Here is a 20,161-nt window from a genome sequence, read left to right as displayed (position 1 = left end):
CGCCGCAGTGTGTCGGGGCGGGTCAGCCGGGTGGTTCGGCCCGGGGTGGGCCGTTGGCGGGTCGCTCCGGGCCGGTCTCGGCCGAGCCCGCGTCCGGCGGCCCACCCGCCGGCTTGCCGGCGTCGGACGGTCCGCTGCCGGGTGCGTCGGCTTCGGCTGGGTCGGCCTCGGGCGCGTCGGCCTCGGCCGGGTCGGGCGCGTCGGCTTCGTCAGGGCCGGCGTCAGGCGCGTCGGCGTCGCCTGGGCGGACGGCGAACCAGCCACGGAAGCGGGTCCGCAGCACCTCCTGCTCGGGCCGATCGTCCGGGCCGAGACGCAGCATGGTGCCGGTGAGGCTGACGGTACCGAGCCCCGGGCGGGCGCTCGACGGCCGGGCGCCCATCACGTCGACCCGAACGGCGAGCCGGTCACCGGCGCGCACGGGGGCGAGCCAGCGCAGCTCCTCCAGGCCGGGGGAGGCGTCCGCGGCGGCCCGGGACAGCAGGTGGTCGACGTACGCGCGCATGAACAGGCTGACTGTGTAGAAGCCGCTGGCGATCAGCCCACCGTGCCGGCTGGCCCCGGCCAGGTCGGCGTCGACGTGGTACCACTGCGGGTCGAAGCGCCGCGCGAAGGCGACCATCTCGTCGCCATCCACGGTGACCACACCGAGGTCGACGGTGAGCCCCGGGACAAGATCCTCGAAGAACAGCTCGGCGGGTTGCCCGGTGCCGGAGCGGGCGTCGGGTGTCGTCACCGGCGGGGCGCGCGGCGGGTGCTGACGTGCAACTCCGCGGCGAGCTCCGCGTCCAGGTCGGCGGCGGGGCTGACGCTCAACCGGGGGCGGCCCTGGGTGGGCGCGCCGGCCGGTGGGTCGGCACGTCGCGCGGACTCCGCCTCCTCCAGCTCCGACACGGATTCGGCCAGTTCGGCGACCGGGTCCATCTCGGCCATCGTGTCCCACTCGTCGCGGGGGATGTCGTGCCAGGTGGGCTCGGGCTTCGCCTCGTCGTCGGCGACAGCGACGGGCTGGAACACGAAGGTCCGGTACGACCAGAACCGGAACAGCGTGGCCAACAGGACACCCGCGGTCTTTGCCACGTTCAGTGCCAGCAGGCCGTGAACGCCGAGGCCGTACTTGGCCGCCGCGACGGCGCCCAGCTCGATGAGCAGGCCAGCCCCGTTGAAAAGGAAGAAAAGGACGTACTCCCGGCGCATCGCCGATTTCGGGCGATCCCGGTACGTCCAGTGCCGATTCATGAGGTACGACGTGATCGTGGCGACGACCGTCGCAATCACCGTCGCCTTCAACTGACCATTGACGAAAACGGTCAGTGCAAGGGCATTGAACACTGCGTAATTGATGACGGTGTTGATGCCACCGACGATGCCGAACTTGAGCGCCTCGTGGATGAACTTCTGCCAGCGCTCAGGCAGCAGGCGGACAAGACGCATGCGAAACACCTTAGGGCAGTCGGTGTGACCGGCGATCACCGGCCAAACGGGGTGAGCGGCAGGTCACGCCCTGCGGTCGGGGTCGGGTCTTACCTGCGGAACGGTCCGGGTTCCCGCTTCGACGAAGACGAACCGCCGGTACGACCAGAATCGGAACAGCGTGCCGAGGCCCGTGCCGACGATGTAGCTGGCGACGTTGTCGGCCAGGGTCGTCTGGAACACGGCCGGCCAGACGCTGCCGAGCCCGTACCTGCTGATCGCGAGGCAGGCCACCGCGATGCCGAGACCGACGACGTTGAAGAAGAAGAACAGCGCGTACTCGCGGGCCGGGTTGCTGCGCTGGCGGTGCCGCCAGGTCCAGAACCGGTTGCCCACGAAGGCGACGGAGGCCGCGATGATGGTCGAGATCGTCTTCGCCGTCAGCTGCTCGACGTCGCGCGTGCTCGTCAGGTAGTTGAAGAGCGCGAAGTCGACGAGGAAGGCGACGCCGCCCACGGTGGCGAACTTGCTCATCTCGCGGACGAGGTGACCGAATCGGTCCAGCAGCTTGCCAACCAGACCCGGTCGGGTCTGCCGGGGACCCGGTTGCTCCCCGGTCATCGTGGCGGCCACGGAGCGAGCCTACCGGCTCCGGGCCAGTCCGAGGGGGAGCTATGGCAAGCGGGCGTGGTCGCCCGGCGCAGCTGATCACCGTGTGCGAAACCGTCGTACGCAGCGTAACCAATTCGGAGGACTGACGCGCCTCGGAACGGGAATCCACGCACCGGTCGGCGGGGCAGGTCCAAGGCCCGACCGCCACAAGCGTCCGCCGGGGTGCACAACAAGATTTGCGTGAAACTGCGCAGGAAAGCGGGTATCAGATCGTGATGCCGCAGCGTGGCCGTAGCTTGTGCAGTTCTTCACAACCAGTCCCACTGACTCGGAAGGCTGCCCGGTTTACGCTGAGGCCAATCCCAGGTTTCCACGAAGGCGACGCATCGCGCCGCTGAGTCTCGTGCATCCCATAGATCGGTCAGCGTCGACCACAAGGAGATGTGTCATGGTTGCTCCGGCTGTTGTGCGGGGTATTGATCAGGCCCCGACGTCCCATCCGAAACTGCTCGCCTGGGTCCGTGAGGTCGCGGAACTGACCACCCCCGACCGGGTCGTCTGGGTGGACGGGTCCGACGAGGAGTGGCGCCGCCTCACCGACGAGCTGGTCGAAGCCGGCACGCTGATCCGGCTGAACCCGGAGAAGAAGCCCAACTCGTTCTACGCGCGTACCGACCCGACGGACGTCGCCCGGGTCGAGGAACGCACCTACATCTGCTCCGTCGACGAGGCGGACGCCGGCCCCACCAACAACTGGATGGCGCCGGCGGAGATGAAGCGGACGATGACCGAGCTGTACCGCGGCTCGATGCGGGGCCGGACCATGTACGTCATCCCGTTCGTCATGGGTCCGGTCGAGGCCGAGTCCCCGATGTTCGGTGTCGAGATCACCGACAGCCCGTACGTGGTCGCCTCGATGCGCATCATGACGCGGATGGGCACCCGCGTCCTCGAGGCGTTGGGCGACGACGCGGACTTCGTGCACGCGTTGCACTCGATCGGCGCCCCGCTCGCCCCCGGCCAGCAGGACGTCGCCTGGCCGTGCAACGAGACCAAGTACATCTCGCACTTCCCGGAGAGCCGGGAGATCTGGTCGTACGGCTCCGGTTACGGCGGCAACTCGCTGCTCGGCAAGAAGTGCTACTCGCTGCGCATCGCCAGCGTCATGGGTCGCGACGAGGGCTGGCTCGCCGAGCACATGCTGATCCTCAAGATCACCTCGCCGGAGGGCAAGGTCCACCACATCGCCGGCGCGTTCCCCTCGGCCTGTGGCAAGACCAACCTGGCCATGGTGGAGCCGACCATCCCGGGTTGGAAGGTCGAGACCATCGGCGACGACATCGCCTGGATGCGGTTCGGCCCGGACGGCCGCCTCTACGCCGTCAACCCGGAGTACGGCCTGTTCGGTGTCGCGCCCGGCACCGACTGGAAGACCAACGCCAACGCCATGCGCACCCTGGACCGGGGCAACTCCGTCTTCACCAACGTGGGCCTCACCGATGACGGTGACGTCTGGTGGGAGGGCATGGGGGAGCCGCCGGCGCACCTGATCGACTGGAAGGGCAACGACTGGACGCCGGAGAGCGAGGGCCTGTCCTCCCACGCGAACAGCCGGTTCTGCACCCCGATCACCCAGTGCCCGATCCTCGCCGACGAGTACTTCGACCCCAACGGCGTGCCGATCGACGCGATCCTCTTCGGTGGCCGTCGCAAGGACACCATCCCGTTGGTGACCGAGGCCCGCGACTGGGTGCACGGCGTCTACATGGGTGCCACGCTCTCGTCGGAGACGACGGCCGCCGCGTCCGGCGCGGTCGGCGTGGTCCGCCGGGATCCGATGGCGATGCTGCCGTTCATCGGCTACCACGCCGGTGACTACTTCCGGCACTGGATCGAGATGGGCAAGGGCACCGACGGCGACGAGGCGAAGCTGCCGAAGATCTACTACGTCAACTGGTTCCGCAAGGACCCGGACGGTTCCTTCCTCTGGCCGGGCTTCGGGGAGAACTCCCGAGTGCTCAAGTGGGTCGTCGAGCGGATCGAGGGCACGGCCGACGCGGTCGAGACCCCGGTGGGCATGGTGCCGACGCCCGAGTCGCTGGACGTCGAGGGCCTGGACATGACCCCGGAGGACGTCCGGATCGCCCTGAAGGTCGACCCGGACGAGTGGCGCGACGAGCTCCCGATGATCACCGAGTGGTTCGAGAAGTTCGGTGACAAGCTGCCGGGCGTGCTCTGGGCCGAGTTGGACGCGCTGCGCGCCCGCCTCGACGCCGCACAGCCGCAGCGGTAGGTGTGAAGAGCGCCCCTCGCGGGCAACAACGGATCCCATGACGACGGCCGCCGAGACCCAGGTCCGGCGGCCGTCCGCCGTCCGGGTGCTCACCTTCCTGCTCGCGACGACGGCGGCGGCCACCGTCGTGGTCGAGCTGCTCAATTGGTGGTACGCCCCGGAGCAGGGCTTCGGGCTGGCCGTACGGACCGGCTGGGCGATGCTGCGCTCGTTCGGCTTCCTGCTGCTGATCGGGCACGTGCGCCGGGGTCGAACGGTGGCTCGCCCGTTCGGGCTGATCCTCGCGGTCACCACGGTCTTCGCCGTGGGCCGGTTGATCGTGCCCCGGCAGGGGGTGCCGCCGCTGCCCGGCCTGCTCGGCTTCGCCGTGCTCAGCGCGCTCTGTGTGGCGGTGGTCTGGCTGCTGTACCGCTCGTCGGCGTTGGCCGGGCACCTGGTCCGGCACCGGCCCCGCCTCGTCATCGACCGCGAGGGCGTCTCCTGGCGGGAGACCCCTCCGCGCCGACCGCAGGCCAGCGCCTGGCTGCTGACCAGCCGGGTGGCGGCGTTCACCTACAGCCCCCTGATGCTGGTGCCGGCCCTGGTGGCCGGGGGATCCATCCTGGACGGGCGGCTGACCGCACTACCGGCCGTGCTGCTCTGGTTCGGCGCCGGCATCGTGGCCAGCTACGCGGTGCTGTTCTGCACCGCGTTCCTGATGCGGGGCAAGGACTGGGCGCGGGGCCTGTTGGTCGGCGTGACCCTGGTCGTGCTCGCCGTGGATCTGCCGCTGTGCTGGTGGCTGCTGGGCGTGGACGGCCTGGTCCGCGACGGCGCCCCGCTGGTCGCCGCCGCAGGGTTGGCGCTCTACGGCCTCCGCCGCGCCGCCCGCGCCCCCGACGTCGTTGCGGCCTGACCCCGGCCTGCCCCGGGACATTTGTCATCACGCACCCGGTACCGGTGGCACTGCCGGAAGGGCTTCAACCCTTCGTAGCGTGCTGGGCATGGGTGACATCGTCGTACGTCTCACTGGACTTACCCGGTCGTTCGGGTCCGTGCGAGCCCTTGCCGGCATGGACCTGAGCGTCGCGCGGGGCAGCATCGTCGCACTGCTCGGGCGCAACGGCGCGGGCAAGACGACAGCCATCTCGATCCTGCTCGGTCTCGCCCCGGCCGACGCCGGGACCGTGGCCCTGTTCGGCGGGTCTCCTGCGGAGGCGGTCCGGGCCGGCCGGGTCGGCGCGATGCTGCAGGGGGCCGGGGTCGTCTCCGCCGCCACCGTCCGAGAGGTGATCGAGTTGGCCCGCGCGCTGTATCCGCATCCGTCGCCGACCGATCGGATCCTCACGACGGCGGGACTGACCGGCCAGGCGAACCGTCGGCTGGACCGGCTCTCCGGTGGGGAGGCACAGCGTGCCCGGTTCGCGTTCGCGTTGGCCGGCGGCCCGGAACTGCTGGTCCTCGACGAACCCACCGCGAGCATGGACGTCGCCGCCCGGCGGGAGTTCTGGGCTGCCCTCCGCCGGTACGCCGCCGAGGGCAACACCGTCCTGTTCAGCACGCACCAGTTACCCGAGGCGGACGAGTACGCCGATCGGGTCGTGGTGCTGGCCGCCGGTCGGGTGGTGGCCGACGCGCCGCCCGCCCAGCTCCGTGCCCTCGCGGGCAGCCGTACCGTCGCCTTCGACGTTGCCGGTGCGTCCGTCACCGGGCTGGACCTGCTGCCCGGTGTCCGGTCGGTGGAGGTGCGGGGCGACCGGGTGGTGCTCACCACCGACGACGCCGACGCCACGGTCATGGCGTTGGCGGGCACCCGCGGTTTCCGCGGACTGGAGGTCTCCGTCGCACTGGAGCCCGCCTTCCTCACTCTCACCACCGCCGGAGGGGAGCACTGACATGCGCGCCTATCTACGATTCGAGCTGCGTCGGCTGGTCCGGGACCCACGTCTCATGCTGTTCTCCGTCCTGGGGCCGGTGCTCACGTACCTGATCTTCTCCGGGTTCGCCGGACGCGGTGACCAACTGGAGGGTGTGGCCGCGCCCGCCGCGCTGATGGTCGGCCTGGCCGGCTACGGCGCCGTCGCGGGCGTGCTCTCAGTGGGGTCGTCGGTCGCGCAGGAGCGGGCGGTCGGCTGGCTGCACCAACTCCGCGTCACCCCGTTGCCGCCCTGGCAGGCTGTCGTGACGAAGGCGCTGGTCAGCACGCTGACCGGGGTGCCGTCGGTGGTCGCGGTCGGTGTCGCCGGGCGGTTGCAGCAGGACGTCCACCTGGATGCTGCCCGCTGGACCGCGTTACTGCTGCTGTTGTGGGCCGGCTCGGTACCGTTCGCCCTGCTCGGGCTCGCCATCGGCTACGGGCTCGCCCCGCAGTTGGCCCAGGTGGTCAACTTCCTGGCCTTCCTCGGCCTGTCGGTCCTCGGTGGCCTGCTGCTGCCGGTGACGTACTTCCCCGCCGCGTTGCGGCACCTGGCGCACGCACTACCGACGTACCGGTACGCCGAACTCGGCTGGCGGTCGGTCGCCGGGCTGGCACCCACCCCGTCCGGGTTGGGCCTGCTCCTGGCCTGGACGCTGCTCTTCGCGGCAGTCGCGGCATGGGCCTACCGGCGCGCGGCCGTGGGCCGTTGACCACCGCTACGGTTTCCACCATGCCTGGTGTCGCCGACCTGCCTGGTGCCGCCGAGACGACGGCGTCCGTCGACCGTGGTCGGCGGCGCCGCGGCGTCGTGCTCGTGCTGGCTCACACGTTGTGGCTGTGGTTGCTGCTGCCGCCGGCCACCGCGATCGTGCGAGGACAGGTCCACCCGGTGCCGGTGGCAGCGGCCGGGCTGACCCTCTTCGCCCTGCTCTATCTCGCCCTGGTGGCGGTGCCGGTGGCCGGACTGGCCGTTCGACCGCTCCTGTTTCGTGCCGGGCTGGCACTGCTCGCGCTGCTCGGGGTGACGCTCGCTGCCGCGTACGCCGGTGCCTCGGAGGGCTGGCTGGCCCTGCTGATGTACGTGTGCTCCGCCGGCGCGGTGGGACTGGTCCAGGTCGGCTGGGGCTTCGGCTGGGTCGGTGGCAGCGTCGTGGCGGTGCTGGTGATCGGGGTAGCCCGACGCCTGCCGGCCGACAACATGGTCCAGATCGCGCTGGTCACGTTGCTCGCGGGTGCCATGACGCTGGCGTTCGCCCGGGTGGCCCGTCTGGTCGACGAGTTGCGCCGCACCCAGCGGGAGCTGGCCCGCACGGTGGTGGAGCGGGAACGACTCCGGTTCGCCAAGGACCTGCACGACCTGCTCGGCCACACGTTGTCGCTGGTCGTGGTGAAAGCCGAGGTGGTACGCAGACTGGCTCCGACGGACCCCGAGCGGGCCACCGTGGAGGCAGCCGACATCGAGCGGATCGGTCGCACCGCCCTCGCCGAGGTGCGGGAGGCGGTCACCGGCTACCGCGAGCACAGCTTCGGCCGGGAACTGGACAACGCCCGTACCGTCCTGGCGGATGTCGGCATCGCGGTTACCGTGCGGACGGACGGGCAGCTCGATGTCGAGACCGACGACGTGTTCGCCTGGGTGCTCCGGGAGGGGGTGACGAACGTGCTGCGACACAGCCGGGCGTCCCGGTGCGACATCAGGGTCGACGCCGACGCCGACGGGTCGGTGCTGACCGTTCGGGACGACGGGGTGGGTGGCCGGCCGGCCTTCGGCAACGGTCTGCGTGGTCTGACCGAGCGGCTGGAGCAGGCGGGCGGCACCCTGGAGGTCGGCCCGGCGCGCGACGGGGGTCTGCTGCTCACCGTTCGGGTTCCCACGAGCCGGATCGCGACGGTGACCGGATGATCCGGCTGTTGCTCGCGGAGGACCAGGGCATGATGCGCGGCGCGCTGGCCCTGCTGTTGAACCTCGAAGACGACATGGAGGTGGTCGCCGAGGCCCGCACCGTGGCCGAGTCGTTGGAGGCGGCCCGGACGAGCCGTCCGGACGTGGCACTGCTGGACATCGAGATGCCCGACGGCAGTGGTCTGGACACGGCGGCGATCCTGCGGGAGCAGTTGCCCGAGTGCCGGGTGCTGATCCTCACCACGTTCGGCCGGCCCGGTTACCTGCGCCAGGCGATGGAAGCCGGCGCGGCGGGTTTCCTGGTCAAGGACGGGCCGGTGGAGGAACTCGCGGTGGCCGTCCGCCGGGTACTGGCCGGCGAGCGGGTGATCGATCCGGCGCTCGCGGCGGCGGCGCTGTCGGCCGGGCCGAACCCGCTCACCGACCGGGAGCGGGACGTGCTGACCGCCGCCGTGGACGGTGCCACCGTCGCCGACATCGCCGCCCGACTGCACCTGTCCGAGAGCACCGTCCGCAACTACCTGTCGGCGGCCATCGGCAAGACCGGCACCCGCAACCGGATCGAGGCGGCCCACCACGCCAGAGCCAACGGCTGGATCTGACGCCCGGCCCTCGTCAGCCCGTGCCGGACCGCGCCGATCATGGAGTTGTGGTGCCTCACTTGCCCTTTTACGCGAGTTATGTCGTCCACCACAACTCCATGATCGACGGCGCGGGTCCGGGTGCGGCGCCGTGCGGCATCGGTCTGGGTGAGCGGGCAGCGGGCAGGATGGCGGGTGACGCCGGTCACCGGGGTCGATGTCGGCGGCGCGGGCGGGGCAGGAGCGGGCCGCCCACCGAACGGAGGGAGGCGCGCGGTGAGCGACGAATTCGACGTGGTGGTGGTGGGAGCGGGGCCGGCCGGGGCGGCCGCCGCGTTGACGGCGCGGCGGGCGGGCGCCAGCGTGCTGCTGCTGGACCGGGCCGACTTCCCCCGGGACAAGGCGTGTGGCGACGGGATCGCCGCGCACTCGGTGGATGTGCTGACCGAGTTGGGGGTGACCGAGGCGGTGGCGGGTTACGCGCCGCTGCCCGCGTTACGCATGATCTCGCCGGGTGGCGGTGCCGTGGCCCGGGCGCTGCCCCGACCCGCGTACACCGTGCCCCGGGAGGTCTTCGACGCGCGCCTGGTGGCGGCGGCCGTGGCGGCCGGCGCGCAGTTGCGCCGGCACACCGTGCGCCGGGTCGAGCCGCGCGCCGACCGGGTGGTGCTCGACGGGGAGGTGTCCGGGCGGGTGGTGGTGGGCGCCGACGGCGCCGGGTCGGTGGTGCGTCGGGCGCTCGGCCACCCGCAGAATCCCGACCGGCACCTGGCGCTTGCCATCCGGGGATACGCGCCGGCGCTGCCCGGCCCGTCCGAGCAGCTCATCGTCACCTCGAAGGCGCGCTGGCCGGCGTACGCCTGGTCCTTTCCGATCGGCGACGGGCGGGCGAACGTCGGGTACGGGGAGGTGCTGCGCGGTGAGTCGCTGAGCAGGGCCTACCTGCTGGACCGGCTGGCCGCGCTGCTGCCCGGCACCGACCTGGGGACGGTGACCGCGTTGCGCGCCCATCACCTGCCGCTGTCCACCCACCGGCCGGCACCGGGGCGTGGCCGCACGTTGCTGGCCGGGGACGCGCTGTCACTGATCAATCCGTTCACCGGCGAGGGCATCTTCTACGCGCTGCTCTCCGGTGCGCTCGCCGGTGCGGCGGCGGCCGAGGCGCCCGAGTCGGCAGCCGGCAGGTACGCGCACGGGTTGCGTCGCCGCCTCGGCACCCACCTGCGGCACAGTTCGGTCGCGGCCTGGTTGGCGCGCCGTGGCCGAGTGGTGGACGCGGCGGTCCGGGCCGCCCGGCGCGACGACCGGGTGTTCTACGACGTGGTCGAGCTGGGACTGGGTGACGGACGCCTCACCGCCCGTACGCTGGCGATGATCGGCATCGGTCTGGTCGGCGGGGATGGGGCTCCGAGGCGGTGATCTGGGCGAAGGGTCGCTACGCTGCTAGGTGATGACGCTGCGGGACCTTATCTACTCCGTGTACGAGCGCCGGCTCACGGCGAAGCTCGCGGGTAAGCCGGTGCCCCGGCACGTCGGGGTGATGTGCGACGGCAACCGCCGCTGGGCGAGGGAGATGGGCTTCGTCGACCCGAACGACGGACACCGGGTCGGCGCGGCGAAGATCAAGCATGTCCTCGGCTGGTGTGACCAGGCCGGCGTGGGGCACGTGACCCTCTACCTGCTGGCCACCGACAACCTGCGCAGACCGGCCAGTGAGCTGGACCCCCTCCTCAAGATCATTGAAGACCTGGTGGTGGAGCTCTCCGAGGAGGGCAACCCCTGGCGGTTGCGCATCGTCGGGGCGCTCGACCTGCTCCCGGCGCAGACCGCGGCGGCGCTCAAGGGCGCCGAGGAACGCACCCGCGAGCGCACCGGCGGCGCGGAGGTCAACATCGCGGTGGGCTACGGCGGTCGGCGGGAGATCACCGACGCGGTCCGTTCGCTGCTGTTGGAGCACGCCGCCTCCGGCGGCACCATCGAGGAGTTGGCCGAGGTGCTGGACGTCGAGCACATCGCCGAGCACCTCTACACCCGTGGTCAGCCCGATCCTGACCTGGTCATTCGCACCAGCGGGGAGCAGCGGCTGTCCGGCTTCATGCTCTGGCAGTCCGCGCACTCGGAGTTCTACTTCTGCGAGCTCAACTGGCCGGATTTCCGGCACATCGACTTCCTGCGCGCACTGCGCTCGTACGCGACCAGGCAACGCCGCTACGGCGCCTGAACCGGCGGCGGGCGACGTGTCCGTCGCCGCGCGGCCGGGTCAGGGCAGGTGGGTCAGTGCCTGGGTGAGGAAGTCGCCGAGGGCGGCCGGGGACTCGATCGTCAGGTCGGCGGCGTTTGCCACCTCGTGGCCGGTCTCCGGGTTGGCCACGGCCACGCAGATGCCGAGGAAGTCCGGGTCGGCGGCGGCGCGGGCGCGCAGCGCGGCGAAGGCCTTGATGTCCGAGACGTCGTCACCGAAATACCAGGCGCCGGTTGCACCCTTGATCGCCTCGCCGATGACCATGCCCTTGTCCCGGTCGACAGGCGGTTTGAGCTCCAGCACCATCCGCCCGGCCTGCACGCGCAGCCCCAGGCGGTCGGCCTGCGCCTGCCCCCACTGCTGCACGGTCGAGCCGAGCTGCGGGGCGGTACGCCAGTGCAGGGCGACCGAGAGCCGCTTGTATTCCACGAGCGTGCCGGGTGGCAGCTCAGCCCGCGCGAGGTCGGCCAGCTCCGTCATGGTCGGCACCCAGGGCAGCGCGGCCGGCTCGGTGACGGTCTCCCCGCCGGAATGGCTGTGCTCCAGCCCGTAGAGGCCGTAGAGGTCCACGCCGGTGAGCCCGCCGAGCTGATCCCGAAGGAACTCGACGGGTCGGGCGGAGACGATCGCGACCCGCTGCACGACCGGGGCGAGTGCCTCGATCGCGGCCAACGCCTTGGGAGCCGGGCGTACCGCGGTCGGATCGTCGTCGACGGGCGCGAGCGTGCCGTCGAAGTCGAAGAAGAGCACGGTCCCGGCCGCCCGGCTGGCGGTGGTCCGCCAGGCCTGGTCGGCGTTCAACGGGGTTCTCGGCTGATGATTGCCCAGATTCAACGGCGGCACGCGCGTCAGCGTACCCCGGCGACGAAGGCTCATTCCTGGCCGAGCGGACCCGTTACGCGGTGGGCGATCAGCGTTCGGCGGCTCCTCGTCCACGTCGGCCGAACGGCACCACCGCCGCGTCCTGGCCGTGGCTCAACAGGTAGCCCTCCACAAACCCGGTGTTGCGATCGCCGGTGTGGTTCTCGATCTCGTTGAGCCGTGCCACCAGGAACTCGGTGAGCGCGCTGATCCGGTCGTTCATCCGCTCGTGCAGCTCGGCGACGACGGCCAGGATGACCGCGGTGCCGGCGGTGATGAGCACGAAGAGGTTCACGAGCAGCGGAAGCTGCCCGCCGTCGACCGCGAGGGTCACCGCGTTGCCGGTCGCCCACAGTGTCATCGACACCGTCGCGACCACGACTGCCAACCACTTCAGGGTCATGGACAGACCCCTCCTTTTGTCCCGCAGGGCTGGGTTCGGCCTTGTCCCGTCCCCCCGCCGATGACGAGCCCAAGCAGTACGAGTACGGACGCTAGCGTGCCCGTTCCGGCCCCGGAGGCAAACGAATGAACCTGACCAGGCGTTCTTTCGCCATCTGAGGAACTACCCTGCTTGATTGCCTCTATTTCGGACATCGACCGGCAGCGTTGGGCGGTATGCGAGATATCTGATGGTTTCGCGGATGTGGAACTTCTCCGCGTCCGAGACGTTCGGGTCGACCAGGCGGCGGAGCAGGGCCTCCACGTCCGGGTCCATCGGAGGGGCGGGCTGGCCACCGCGGGGGCCGGCCGCGGTGCGGTCCCAGCCGAGTGCGGCGAAGGCGGCCGCCGGGTTCAGCCCCAGGCCCTCGCAGAAGGCGACCACCCGTTCGGCTTCCGGGTCGCTGGCCCAGTCGCCCCGGACCCACCGGTTGATGGTCTGCCGGGAGACCCCGGTGCGCCGGGACACCTCGGTGCCACTCCAGGCTCGGGTCGCTCGTGCCTCGTCCAGGGCGCGGCGGACGAAGGTGGCGAAGGCGATTTTCCGCGCATTGGCCGTCTCGGTCACCCCGTGACCGTACGGCCAGCCGGTGACGAGCGCGCGCCCCGGCTCGCCACTGTCACGCCTACGTGACGGTAGCTTCGGATTTCCGGTAAACGATTCAGTGCCACTGTCGAGGGGTGTCACGCGGGCAGAATAGATGCCCGTAGTGGCAAGCGTAAGCGGACGAAAAGCTGATACTGTCACGCCCATGGGACAATCTACGGTGTGTCACGTGCATGAGACGATTGGTGCTCACATGCGTCACACCCCCGGTTCGGAGGGGGTGTGGTGACCGAGCTCGCCACCCGCGCCCAGGCCTTCGGGCTGATCGCCGAGGGGGTGGCCGCGGGGCTGACCGCCCCTTGGCGCCTCTACCTCGCCCGAGGCTGCCGCTACCTGTCGCTGAGTGTCGGCGACCGCGCCGAGTGGAACGCCTGGCGTACCCACCTCGGCTGCCCGGAGCTGAGCGTCCGGGTCTACGACGCAGGCGGCGAGATCCGCCGTTCCTCGGTGGCCGAGATCATGCTGGACGGCTGCCGGATCAGCGTCGAGCTGGTCGAGGAGGTCAGCACCGACGACCTGGACCGGCTGCTCGTCGCGGATCCCACCACGATCGAGCCGGAGGAGAAGTGACCGGGCGTCCGGGCCGGGCCGGGGTCGCCCGATGAGCCCGTTTCTCGCGGTATTCCTCGTCCTGGTGCTCGGCGCGACCAGCTACGCGGCCGGCCGGTTGCACGGGCAGCTCAGCTACCGCATCGGCTACCGCTTCGGCTACCGGCAGGGCTACTTCGACGGTGACCGGGGCGCCTGGAACCGCCGTCGCCGCGACGCCCAGGCCGCGATCGCCTCCGCCCTGTCGGTCTCCCCGGCGGGCGTCGTCCGCTCGGCCAGCACCGTCGCCCGCCCCGGCACCACGTACACCGGCTCGTCGTTCAGTGCGCCGGCCGCCCCGATCACCGGGCGGCACCCGACCGGCACGCTCGTTCGACGTACCGGTTGAGGTCGGTCGGCGGGCACGATCCCGCCGACCGACACCACCGACGCGGTGCGTCGTCCGCGGCGGACACGCACCGTCGGGGTCACGTCAGACCGGTGACGGTGACCCCAGACCGGCCGGGGTGCGCGCAGGGGGCATGCATCCCGGCCGGTTCCGCCGCGCCCACCGCCGGCCTTCCCGGTGGTGCGGGACCCCGCGAAGCCGTGTTCACACGCCCGTCTAGGTAGATCCACGTCGGCCCCCTAGCCGGAAGGGTCCGGCGGGGCTAGCGTCTAGGCATGGCACGGGGTTCTCCCGAGCCAGCCGGTCCGCCCGGATCTGCGACCTCGCGCATGGGGTTCCGCATCCGACCCCGTGTCCCCGGGCACCGGAGGAGCCGGAACACGGGTGGCGGATGCCCATCCGTCGGAGCAGGCCTGTGACGACTCGCCGTACCACCGCCGGTGCCGACCAGACCCCGGCCGCGACTGCCACGAACCGCCGTGCCACCAGGAGCCGCCGCACGGCGGCCGCCGCGCCGGCCGACCCGAAGGAGCCGCGACCAGCCGGCCAGGCCTTTGTCCTGGACACGTCCGTGCTGCTCTCCGATCCGGCGGCGTTCCACCGGTTCGCGGAGCACGAGGTGGTGCTGCCTCTGGTGGTCATCACCGAACTGGAGGGCAAGCGGCACCATCCGGAGCTGGGCTGGTTCGCCCGGCAGTCGCTCCGGATGCTCGACGACCTGCGGGTCCGGCATGGTCGACTCGACCGACCGGTGCCGGCCAACGACGTCGGCGGCACCCTGCGGGTGGAGCTCAACCACACCGACGACGGCGTGCTGCCACCCGGTTTCCGGACCGAGAGCAACGACGCCCGGATCCTCTCCGTCGCGCTCAACCTCGCCGGCGAGGGCCGGGAGGTCACCCTGGTCAGCAAGGACATGCCGCTACGGGTCAAGGCGGCCTCGGTGGGCCTGCGGGCCGACGAGTACCGCCACGGTCAGGCCAGCGACCCGACCTGGACCGGCATGTCCGAGATGGACCTGACCGAGGAGCAGATCGGGTCGTTGTACGCCGGCGAGACGCTCGACCTCGACGAGGCGGCCGGTCTGCCCTGCCACACCGGCCTGGTGTTGCACTCGGGGCGGGGCTCCGCGCTCGGCCGGGTGCTGCCGGACAAGTCGGTCCGGCTGGTGCGGGGTGACCGGGAGGCGTTCGGGTTGCACGGCCGCTCGGCCGAGCAGCGCATCGCCCTCGACATGTTGCTCGACGAGTCGATCGGGATCGTGTCGCTGGGCGGCCGGGCGGGCACCGGCAAGTCGGCGTTGGCGCTCTGCGCCGGGCTGGAGGCGGTGATGGAGCGCCGCCGGCACAAGAAGGTGATCGTGTTCCGCCCGCTGTACGCCGTCGGCGGCCAGGAGCTGGGCTACCTGCCCGGTTCGGAGTCGGAGAAGATGTCGCCGTGGGCGCAGGCGGTCTTCGACACGCTCGGCGCGGTGGTGCACGAGAACGTGCTGGAGGAGGTCACCTCGCGGGGCATCCTGGAGGTGCTGCCGCTGACCCACATTCGGGGTCGCAGCCTGCACGACGCCTACGTGATCGTGGACGAGGCGCAGTCCCTGGAGCGCGGGGTGCTGTTGACGGTGCTGTCCCGGATCGGGCAGGGCTCCCGGGTGGTGCTCACCCACGACGTGGCCCAGCGGGACAATCTGCGGGTCGGTCGGCACGACGGCGTGACGGCCGTCATCGAGGCGCTCAAGGGTCATCCGCTCTTCGCGCACGTCACCCTCAGCCGTTCGGAGCGGTCGCCGATCGCCGCGATGGTCACCGATCTCCTGGAGGACATCCCGATCTGACGGGTGCTTTTGTGGGCTTTTGTCCGCATTAAACGTGTGGCGCAGATCACAAAGGCGCCGGTCGGTTTCCCATCGGCCTCACTGTGCGCAATCGTGTCCCACGAGCGTCCACGCACCACCCGGATCGTTGGTGATCGTTCGTCGCGAGGCGGGCGACATCGGCGGCGGTCGGTGTGTCGGCGCGACCGGCAATCGGTCGGGACGCTCGTGGCACGGTTGGCAGCCCACCTGTGGCCCGGCCGCGCCACGTCCTTGCTCCCGACGAAGGGACCACTTCGTGAGTCGGCTGTGGAGCCGGTTGGGTGCCCGTACGGCTGCTGTCGCCCTGCTGTCCGTGGGCGTTGCCGGCGGCTTCTACCTGGGCGAAGACCGGGAAACCCAGCAACAGGGCCTGACCGAGCAGGTTAGCCGCGAGATCGACCAGGCCGACCTCGCGTACCAGCGGGAACGGCAGGCCGCCCACCAGGTGCAGGTCTCCAAGCAGCGGGCCGCCGAGTACCAGGCCAAGCTGCGGGCGGCGCAGGCCGCGAAGGAGGCCGCCGAGCGGGCCCGTCGGGCCGAGGCCGCCGCGGCGTCCCGCAAGCGCGAACGCGCGGCCGCCAACGCGCCCGCCAAGCCGTACGACGGACCGATCCCGGCGTCCTGCGAGGAGTACAGCGGCAACCGCAAGATCGGCTGCGCCCTCATGATCGACTCGGGCTTCGGCATCTCCGAGTTCCCCTGCCTGGAGAAGCTCTGGACCAAGGAGAGCGGCTGGAACCACAAGGCCGCCAACAACTCGTCCGGTGCGTACGGCATCCCGCAGTCCCTGCCGGGCAGCAAGATGGGTTCGGTCGCCTCCGACTGGCGGACCAACCCGGCCACCCAGATCAAGTGGGGCTTGGGCTACATCAAGGGCAGGTACAAGACGCCCTGCGGCGCCTGGACCTTCTTCCAGAACAACAACCACTACTGACAGCTCTCGAAGGCGGGGCGGGTGGGTCTCCACTCGCCCCGCCTTCGCGCGTACTTCGGACGGGACGTGAGTGGCGGTCGGCCGCTTTTGCTGATAGCAGTTGTGGAGTGACCCTGCACCCGTCAAGCGGCGACCCCTACCGGTTCGGCACCGAGGCGTTCTACGCCGCGCTCGGCCGGGCGTTCGTCGCCATGTGCGCGGTCGTCCCGTTCCTCTTCCTCATCGAGGCCGTCGACCAGGGGCTCGCGTTCGGCCTGGACGCCAACGCCGGCATCATCCCGCAGCGCATCGAAGGGTTGGACGGGGTCTTCTTCTCCCCGTTCCTGCACCACGGCTTCGACCACCTCTACAGCAACAGCATCCCGCTGATCCTGCTGGGCACGTTCGTCCTGGCCGCCGGCGCCCGCCGCTTCCTCTGGTCGACCCTGGTCATCATCCTGGTCAGCGGGCTCGGCGTCTGGTTCACCGGCTCGCCCAACTCGGTGGTGGTCGGTGCCAGCGGCGTCATCTTCGGCTACCTGGGCATCCTGCTCACCCGGGGCATCGTCGAACGCAGCTGGTGGAACTTCGCGGTCTTCCTGCTGGTCGGCCTGCTCTACGGCTGGCAACTGGTCGGCATCCTCCCCACCGACGAGCGGATCTCCTGGCAGGGTCACCTGTTCGGCCTGCTCGGAGGGGTGGTGGCGGCGATCCTGTTCCGCCGTCGACGCCCAGCGTTGGATGGGCCGGACTACTCGGGTGACACCCTCCGCCTGCCCTGACCAATTCCCCGGCGCGCCCCGGAGGGGTGCTTGCCGGACCACCGACACCCGCCTACCGTCGAAGATCAGCCTGCGTTGATCCGTAAGCGGAAAGCGACGGTACGCCATGCGCGAGGTCGATGTCGCCGTGATCGGGGCCGGTCCGGCCGGTCTCTTCGCCGCGTACTACGCCGGGTTCCGAGGTCTGTCGGTGGCGGTGATCGACGCGCTGCCCGAGCCCGGCGGTCAGGTCACCGCCATGTACCCGGAAAAGTTGATCCTCGACGTGGCCGGCTTTCCCGCTGTCAAGGGCCGGGACCTGGTGGCCAACCTGGTCGCACAGGCCGCCCCGTTCGCACCGCAATACCTGCTCGACACCCGTGCCGAGAAACTCTCGTACGTCGACGACCGCCCAGTGCTCGGCCTGGCCGGGGGTGCGCAGCTCGGTTGCGGTGCGGTGGTGGTCACCGGCGGGCTCGGCAGCTTCAGCCCGCGGCCGCTGCCGTGCGCCGACGGCGCTCCCGGCACCGGGATCGTCTACTTCGTCACCGAGCCGGCCGCGCTCGCCGACCGGGACGTGCTGATCGTCGGTGGTGGCGACTCCGCCTTCGACTGGGCGTTGGCGCTGCAACCACTGGCCCGTTCGGTGACCCTCGTGCACCGCCGGGAAAAGTTCCGGGCGCACGCCTCGACTGTCGCCCGGGTGCTGTCCCTACCGGTGCGGGTGGTGGTCAACGCCGAGGTCAGCCGGCTGATCGGGGAGGGCGCGGTGACCGCCGCCGAGGTGACCGTCCGCGGTGGTGCCACCGAGACACTGCCGGTGGACACCGTGGTCGCCGCGCTGGGCTTCACCGCCGATCTGGGACCGCTCGCCGAGTGGGGGCTGCGTCTGGACCGCCGGCACATCCTGGTGGACAGCGCGATGGCCACCAACCTGCCCCGGGTCTTCGCGGCGGGCGACATCACCGAATACCCGGGCAAGGTGCGGCTGATCGCCACCGGCTTCGGCGAGGCGGCGACGGCTGTCAACAACGCGGCCGTGGCCATCGACCCGAGCGCACACCTCTTCCCGGGGCACTCCTCCGACGCCGGCTGACGGTCGGTATCGGACCCAGACCGACCTGAGTCCGGATCGAGACAGGTCGACCGGATCCTGTCCGGATGACGGGTTCCGAGAAACCGCAGGATGGCGCACCCACCACGCTGTCCTGGCTCTGCCATCCCGCCACCGTGATCGCCCTGGTCCTGCTGCTGCTCAACGACCACGTACTGAAGGCGGCCCACCCCGGCCTGCTGACCGGCAAGCTGAGCGACCTCGCCGGTCTGGTGCTCGCCCCGCCGCTGGTCGCGGTGCTGCTGACCCTCCTGGTGCCGCGGATGCCGGCCCGGGCCGCCGCGCTGGCCGGTCTGGTCGCGGTGGGCGCCGGGTTCGCGCTCGTCAAATCCAGCGGGTACGCCGCCGAGTTGGCCTCGTCGGCCTGGACCGTGCTGGCCGGGCCGTCGCTGGTCCGGGCCGACCGGACCGACCTGCTCACCCTGCCGGTGCTCGGCCTGGCCTGGTGGAGTTGGAACCGGTCGCGCCGCCGACCGGTGCGCCAACGGACCGCCCGGCTGGTCCGACTGCTGGTGGTGCTGCCACCGGCGGTCCTGGCGGTAGCCGCCACCAGCCCGATCTACTACCCGTACGCGGTGAGCACCGCGACGCTCGACGGCCACCCGGCGATCTCGGTCGGCAGCGGCTACAGCAACTCGGACTGGCCGGCCAGCCCGTTGGACGGGCAGTGGGCGGTCAGCGAGGACGGCGCGGCCACCTGGCGGCCGGCCACGGAGGACGAGCAGCGGCGACTGTCCCGCCAGGAGGTGGGGCAGCAGCAGGCGTGCGCGTCGGACGCGCCCCGGCGTTGCTATCGGATCGTCACCGGGCACCTACGGGTCGAGGAGAGCGACGACGCCGGCGCGACCTGGCGGGTGGCCTGGGAGGTGCCCGACGGGCAGCGGGAGGAGTTGGCCCGCCGGTCGCCGAACCCGGGCGATTTCCAGCGCCACTTCGCCTCCCGCGATCTGGTCGTCTACCCCCACGCCGGGGGTGGGCACGAGGTGCTCGTCGCCAACGGGCGGGACGGGTTTCTCCGCCGCCTGCCCGACGGTGGGTGGCAGCGCGACGGGTTCCTCTTCGAGGAGCTCGGCGCGTCGTGGGACGAACCGCCCCGGCTGGGCGGTGGCGGACCCGGCGACCGCCAGCTGGACCTGTTGCTCGCCGTCACGCTGGCGCTGACTCTCGGCTGCGCGGTCACTGCGCTCGCCGGTCATCTCGTGATCCGCCGTGGTGGAGGTCCGCGCTGGTGGGGGGTCGTCAGCAGTGCGTCGATGCTGGTCGCGGGGATGGTGTTGACCGCGGCCTGGGAGCGCGACGACGACACCCTGGCGTTCATGGCCGTGCCGTTCGTGCTGGCGGTGGGCGTCCTCACCGTGGTGGCCATGATCGTTCGAGCCTCCTACCAGGGCGCTCTGCGGCGCTGGATCGGCTGGGCGCTCACCGGGCTCCTGCTCACCGCGCTCCTGGCTGTGCTGCCGCTCGTCGGTTGGCTGTACGGCACCCCCTCGCGGACCCGGTTCGCGGTGGCGCTCGCCCTGCTGGCCACGGTGCCGGGCGTGCTGCTGGCCACCCGGATCGCGCGGCTCGTGGATCCGGCCCGTGGGTTCGAGCGCCGGTACCCACCGCGCCCGCCCTACCCACCGCACGTGCCCTATCCGCCTGCGCCCTACCCTGCGTACCCACCGAGGGTCCCTGATCCGCCGTACCCGTCGCAATCGCCGCCGCCGTGAACCTCCGACATGCGGCTGCCCC

20 protein-coding genes and 1 pseudogene are annotated in these 20,161 nt (G+C 71.1%); 15 read left to right on the top strand and 6 right to left on the bottom strand.

The features are described from left to right. Nucleotides 1–22: 22 nt before the first annotated feature. The 3 genes and pseudogenes from AB0O48_RS02400 to AB0O48_RS02390 all read right to left on the bottom strand — a co-directional run bounded on the left by AB0O48_RS02400 (nucleotide 23) and on the right by AB0O48_RS02390 (nucleotide 2,337). Nucleotides 23–736 carry a MaoC/PaaZ C-terminal domain-containing protein gene (locus tag AB0O48_RS02400; RefSeq protein WP_357241617.1) on the bottom strand — a complete coding sequence of 238 codons (714 nt, stop codon included), beginning with the start codon at nucleotides 734–736 and terminating at the stop codon, nucleotides 23–25. Continuing rightward, entirely contained in the window at nucleotides 733–1,434 is a 702-nt protein-coding gene (locus AB0O48_RS02395; RefSeq protein ID WP_357242386.1) for a GtrA family protein, read from the bottom strand. The genes AB0O48_RS02400 and AB0O48_RS02395 overlap by 4 nt, the downstream gene beginning before the upstream one ends. Before the next feature lie 63 nt (nucleotides 1,435–1,497). Beyond that, a pseudogene (locus AB0O48_RS02390) lies at nucleotides 1,498–2,337 on the bottom strand (GtrA family protein). Between the two features lie 136 nt (nucleotides 2,338–2,473). On the opposite strand from AB0O48_RS02390, the gene AB0O48_RS02385 reads away from it, so the two are divergent. From AB0O48_RS02385 to AB0O48_RS02350, 8 genes are all read left to right on the top strand, one after another. Continuing rightward, complete coding sequence (locus AB0O48_RS02385; RefSeq protein WP_357241620.1) at nucleotides 2,474–4,318, top strand: phosphoenolpyruvate carboxykinase (GTP); 1,845 nt, start codon at nucleotides 2,474–2,476, stop codon at nucleotides 4,316–4,318. 37 nt (nucleotides 4,319–4,355) lie between these two features. Then, entirely contained in the window at nucleotides 4,356–5,213 is an 858-nt protein-coding gene (locus tag AB0O48_RS02380; protein ID WP_357572496.1) for a hypothetical protein, read from the top strand. Nucleotides 5,214–5,301: 88 nt separating this feature from the next. After that, on the top strand, nucleotides 5,302–6,192 hold the full coding sequence (locus tag AB0O48_RS02375; protein WP_357241625.1) for an ABC transporter ATP-binding protein: 891 nt from the start codon (nucleotides 5,302–5,304) through the stop codon (nucleotides 6,190–6,192). 1 nt (nucleotide 6,193) lies between these two features. Continuing rightward, the gene (locus AB0O48_RS02370; protein ID WP_357241628.1) at nucleotides 6,194–6,925 is read left to right on the top strand and encodes an ABC transporter permease; all 732 of its coding nucleotides are present in this window, start codon (nucleotides 6,194–6,196) and stop codon (nucleotides 6,923–6,925) included. A gap of 20 nt (nucleotides 6,926–6,945) precedes the next feature. Continuing rightward, nucleotides 6,946–8,118 (top strand): sensor histidine kinase, encoded by a 1,173-nt coding sequence (locus AB0O48_RS02365; RefSeq protein WP_357241631.1) that lies wholly within the window; start codon nucleotides 6,946–6,948, stop codon nucleotides 8,116–8,118. Continuing rightward, nucleotides 8,115–8,720, top strand: coding sequence for a response regulator transcription factor (locus tag AB0O48_RS02360; RefSeq protein WP_357241634.1), 606 nt, complete (start codon nucleotides 8,115–8,117; stop codon nucleotides 8,718–8,720). Before AB0O48_RS02365 ends, AB0O48_RS02360 begins: the two co-directional genes overlap by 4 nt. Nucleotides 8,721–8,975: 255 nt before the next feature. Beyond that, nucleotides 8,976–10,118: a geranylgeranyl reductase family protein gene (locus AB0O48_RS02355; protein WP_357241636.1), complete on the top strand. Its 1,143-nt coding sequence runs from the start codon at nucleotides 8,976–8,978 to the stop codon at nucleotides 10,116–10,118. 31 nt (nucleotides 10,119–10,149) lie between these two features. Continuing rightward, nucleotides 10,150–10,920, top strand: coding sequence for an isoprenyl transferase (locus AB0O48_RS02350; protein WP_357572497.1), 771 nt, complete (start codon nucleotides 10,150–10,152; stop codon nucleotides 10,918–10,920). 39 nt (nucleotides 10,921–10,959) lie between these two features. Here the strand turns inward: AB0O48_RS02350 and otsB are convergent, their stop codons facing one another. The 3 genes from otsB to AB0O48_RS02335 form a co-directional block, all read right to left on the bottom strand. Further along, a complete protein-coding gene (otsB, locus tag AB0O48_RS02345) occupies nucleotides 10,960–11,784 on the bottom strand; it encodes a trehalose-phosphatase (RefSeq protein ID WP_357241642.1) in 825 nt (274 codons plus the stop codon). 67 nt (nucleotides 11,785–11,851) lie between these two features. Next, the gene (locus tag AB0O48_RS02340) at nucleotides 11,852–12,205 is read right to left on the bottom strand and encodes a hypothetical protein (protein WP_357241645.1); all 354 of its coding nucleotides are present in this window, start codon (nucleotides 12,203–12,205) and stop codon (nucleotides 11,852–11,854) included. Nucleotides 12,206–12,367: 162 nt separating this feature from the next. Continuing rightward, on the bottom strand, nucleotides 12,368–12,811 hold the full coding sequence (locus tag AB0O48_RS02335) for an XRE family transcriptional regulator (protein WP_357241648.1): 444 nt from the start codon (nucleotides 12,809–12,811) through the stop codon (nucleotides 12,368–12,370). Nucleotides 12,812–13,075: 264 nt separating this feature from the next. Between AB0O48_RS02335 and AB0O48_RS02330 the strand changes: the two genes are divergently transcribed. The 7 genes from AB0O48_RS02330 (at nucleotide 13,076) to AB0O48_RS02300 (ending at nucleotide 20,139) form a co-directional block, all read left to right on the top strand. Then, on the top strand, nucleotides 13,076–13,420 hold the full coding sequence (locus tag AB0O48_RS02330; RefSeq protein WP_357241651.1) for a hypothetical protein: 345 nt from the start codon (nucleotides 13,076–13,078) through the stop codon (nucleotides 13,418–13,420). A 31-nt stretch (nucleotides 13,421–13,451) separates the two neighbouring features. Next, a complete protein-coding gene (locus AB0O48_RS02325) occupies nucleotides 13,452–13,787 on the top strand; it encodes a hypothetical protein (protein WP_357076516.1) in 336 nt (111 codons plus the stop codon). A gap of 415 nt (nucleotides 13,788–14,202) precedes the next feature. Then, on the top strand, nucleotides 14,203–15,618 hold the full coding sequence (locus tag AB0O48_RS02320; protein WP_357241654.1) for a PhoH family protein: 1,416 nt from the start codon (nucleotides 14,203–14,205) through the stop codon (nucleotides 15,616–15,618). 277 nt (nucleotides 15,619–15,895) lie between these two features. After that, nucleotides 15,896–16,573 carry a lytic transglycosylase domain-containing protein gene (locus AB0O48_RS02315; protein ID WP_357241657.1) on the top strand — a complete coding sequence of 226 codons (678 nt, stop codon included), beginning with the start codon at nucleotides 15,896–15,898 and terminating at the stop codon, nucleotides 16,571–16,573. 107 nt (nucleotides 16,574–16,680) lie between these two features. Then, nucleotides 16,681–17,334 (top strand): rhomboid family intramembrane serine protease, encoded by a 654-nt coding sequence (locus tag AB0O48_RS02310; protein WP_357241660.1) that lies wholly within the window; start codon nucleotides 16,681–16,683, stop codon nucleotides 17,332–17,334. 106 nt (nucleotides 17,335–17,440) lie between these two features. Further along, a complete protein-coding gene (locus tag AB0O48_RS02305; RefSeq protein ID WP_357572498.1) occupies nucleotides 17,441–18,409 on the top strand; it encodes an NAD(P)/FAD-dependent oxidoreductase in 969 nt (322 codons plus the stop codon). A 65-nt stretch (nucleotides 18,410–18,474) separates the two neighbouring features. Next, nucleotides 18,475–20,139: a hypothetical protein gene (locus tag AB0O48_RS02300; protein ID WP_357572499.1), complete on the top strand. Its 1,665-nt coding sequence runs from the start codon at nucleotides 18,475–18,477 to the stop codon at nucleotides 20,137–20,139. The last annotated feature ends 22 nt before the right edge of the window (nucleotides 20,140–20,161 follow it).

The organism is Micromonospora sp. NPDC085948, from assembly GCF_040686315.1.
Lineage (GTDB): Bacteria > Actinomycetota > Actinomycetes > Mycobacteriales > Micromonosporaceae > Micromonospora.
The sequence above is the reverse complement of the archived record's forward strand: the minus strand, read 5'-3'. Positions and strand labels throughout refer to the sequence as shown.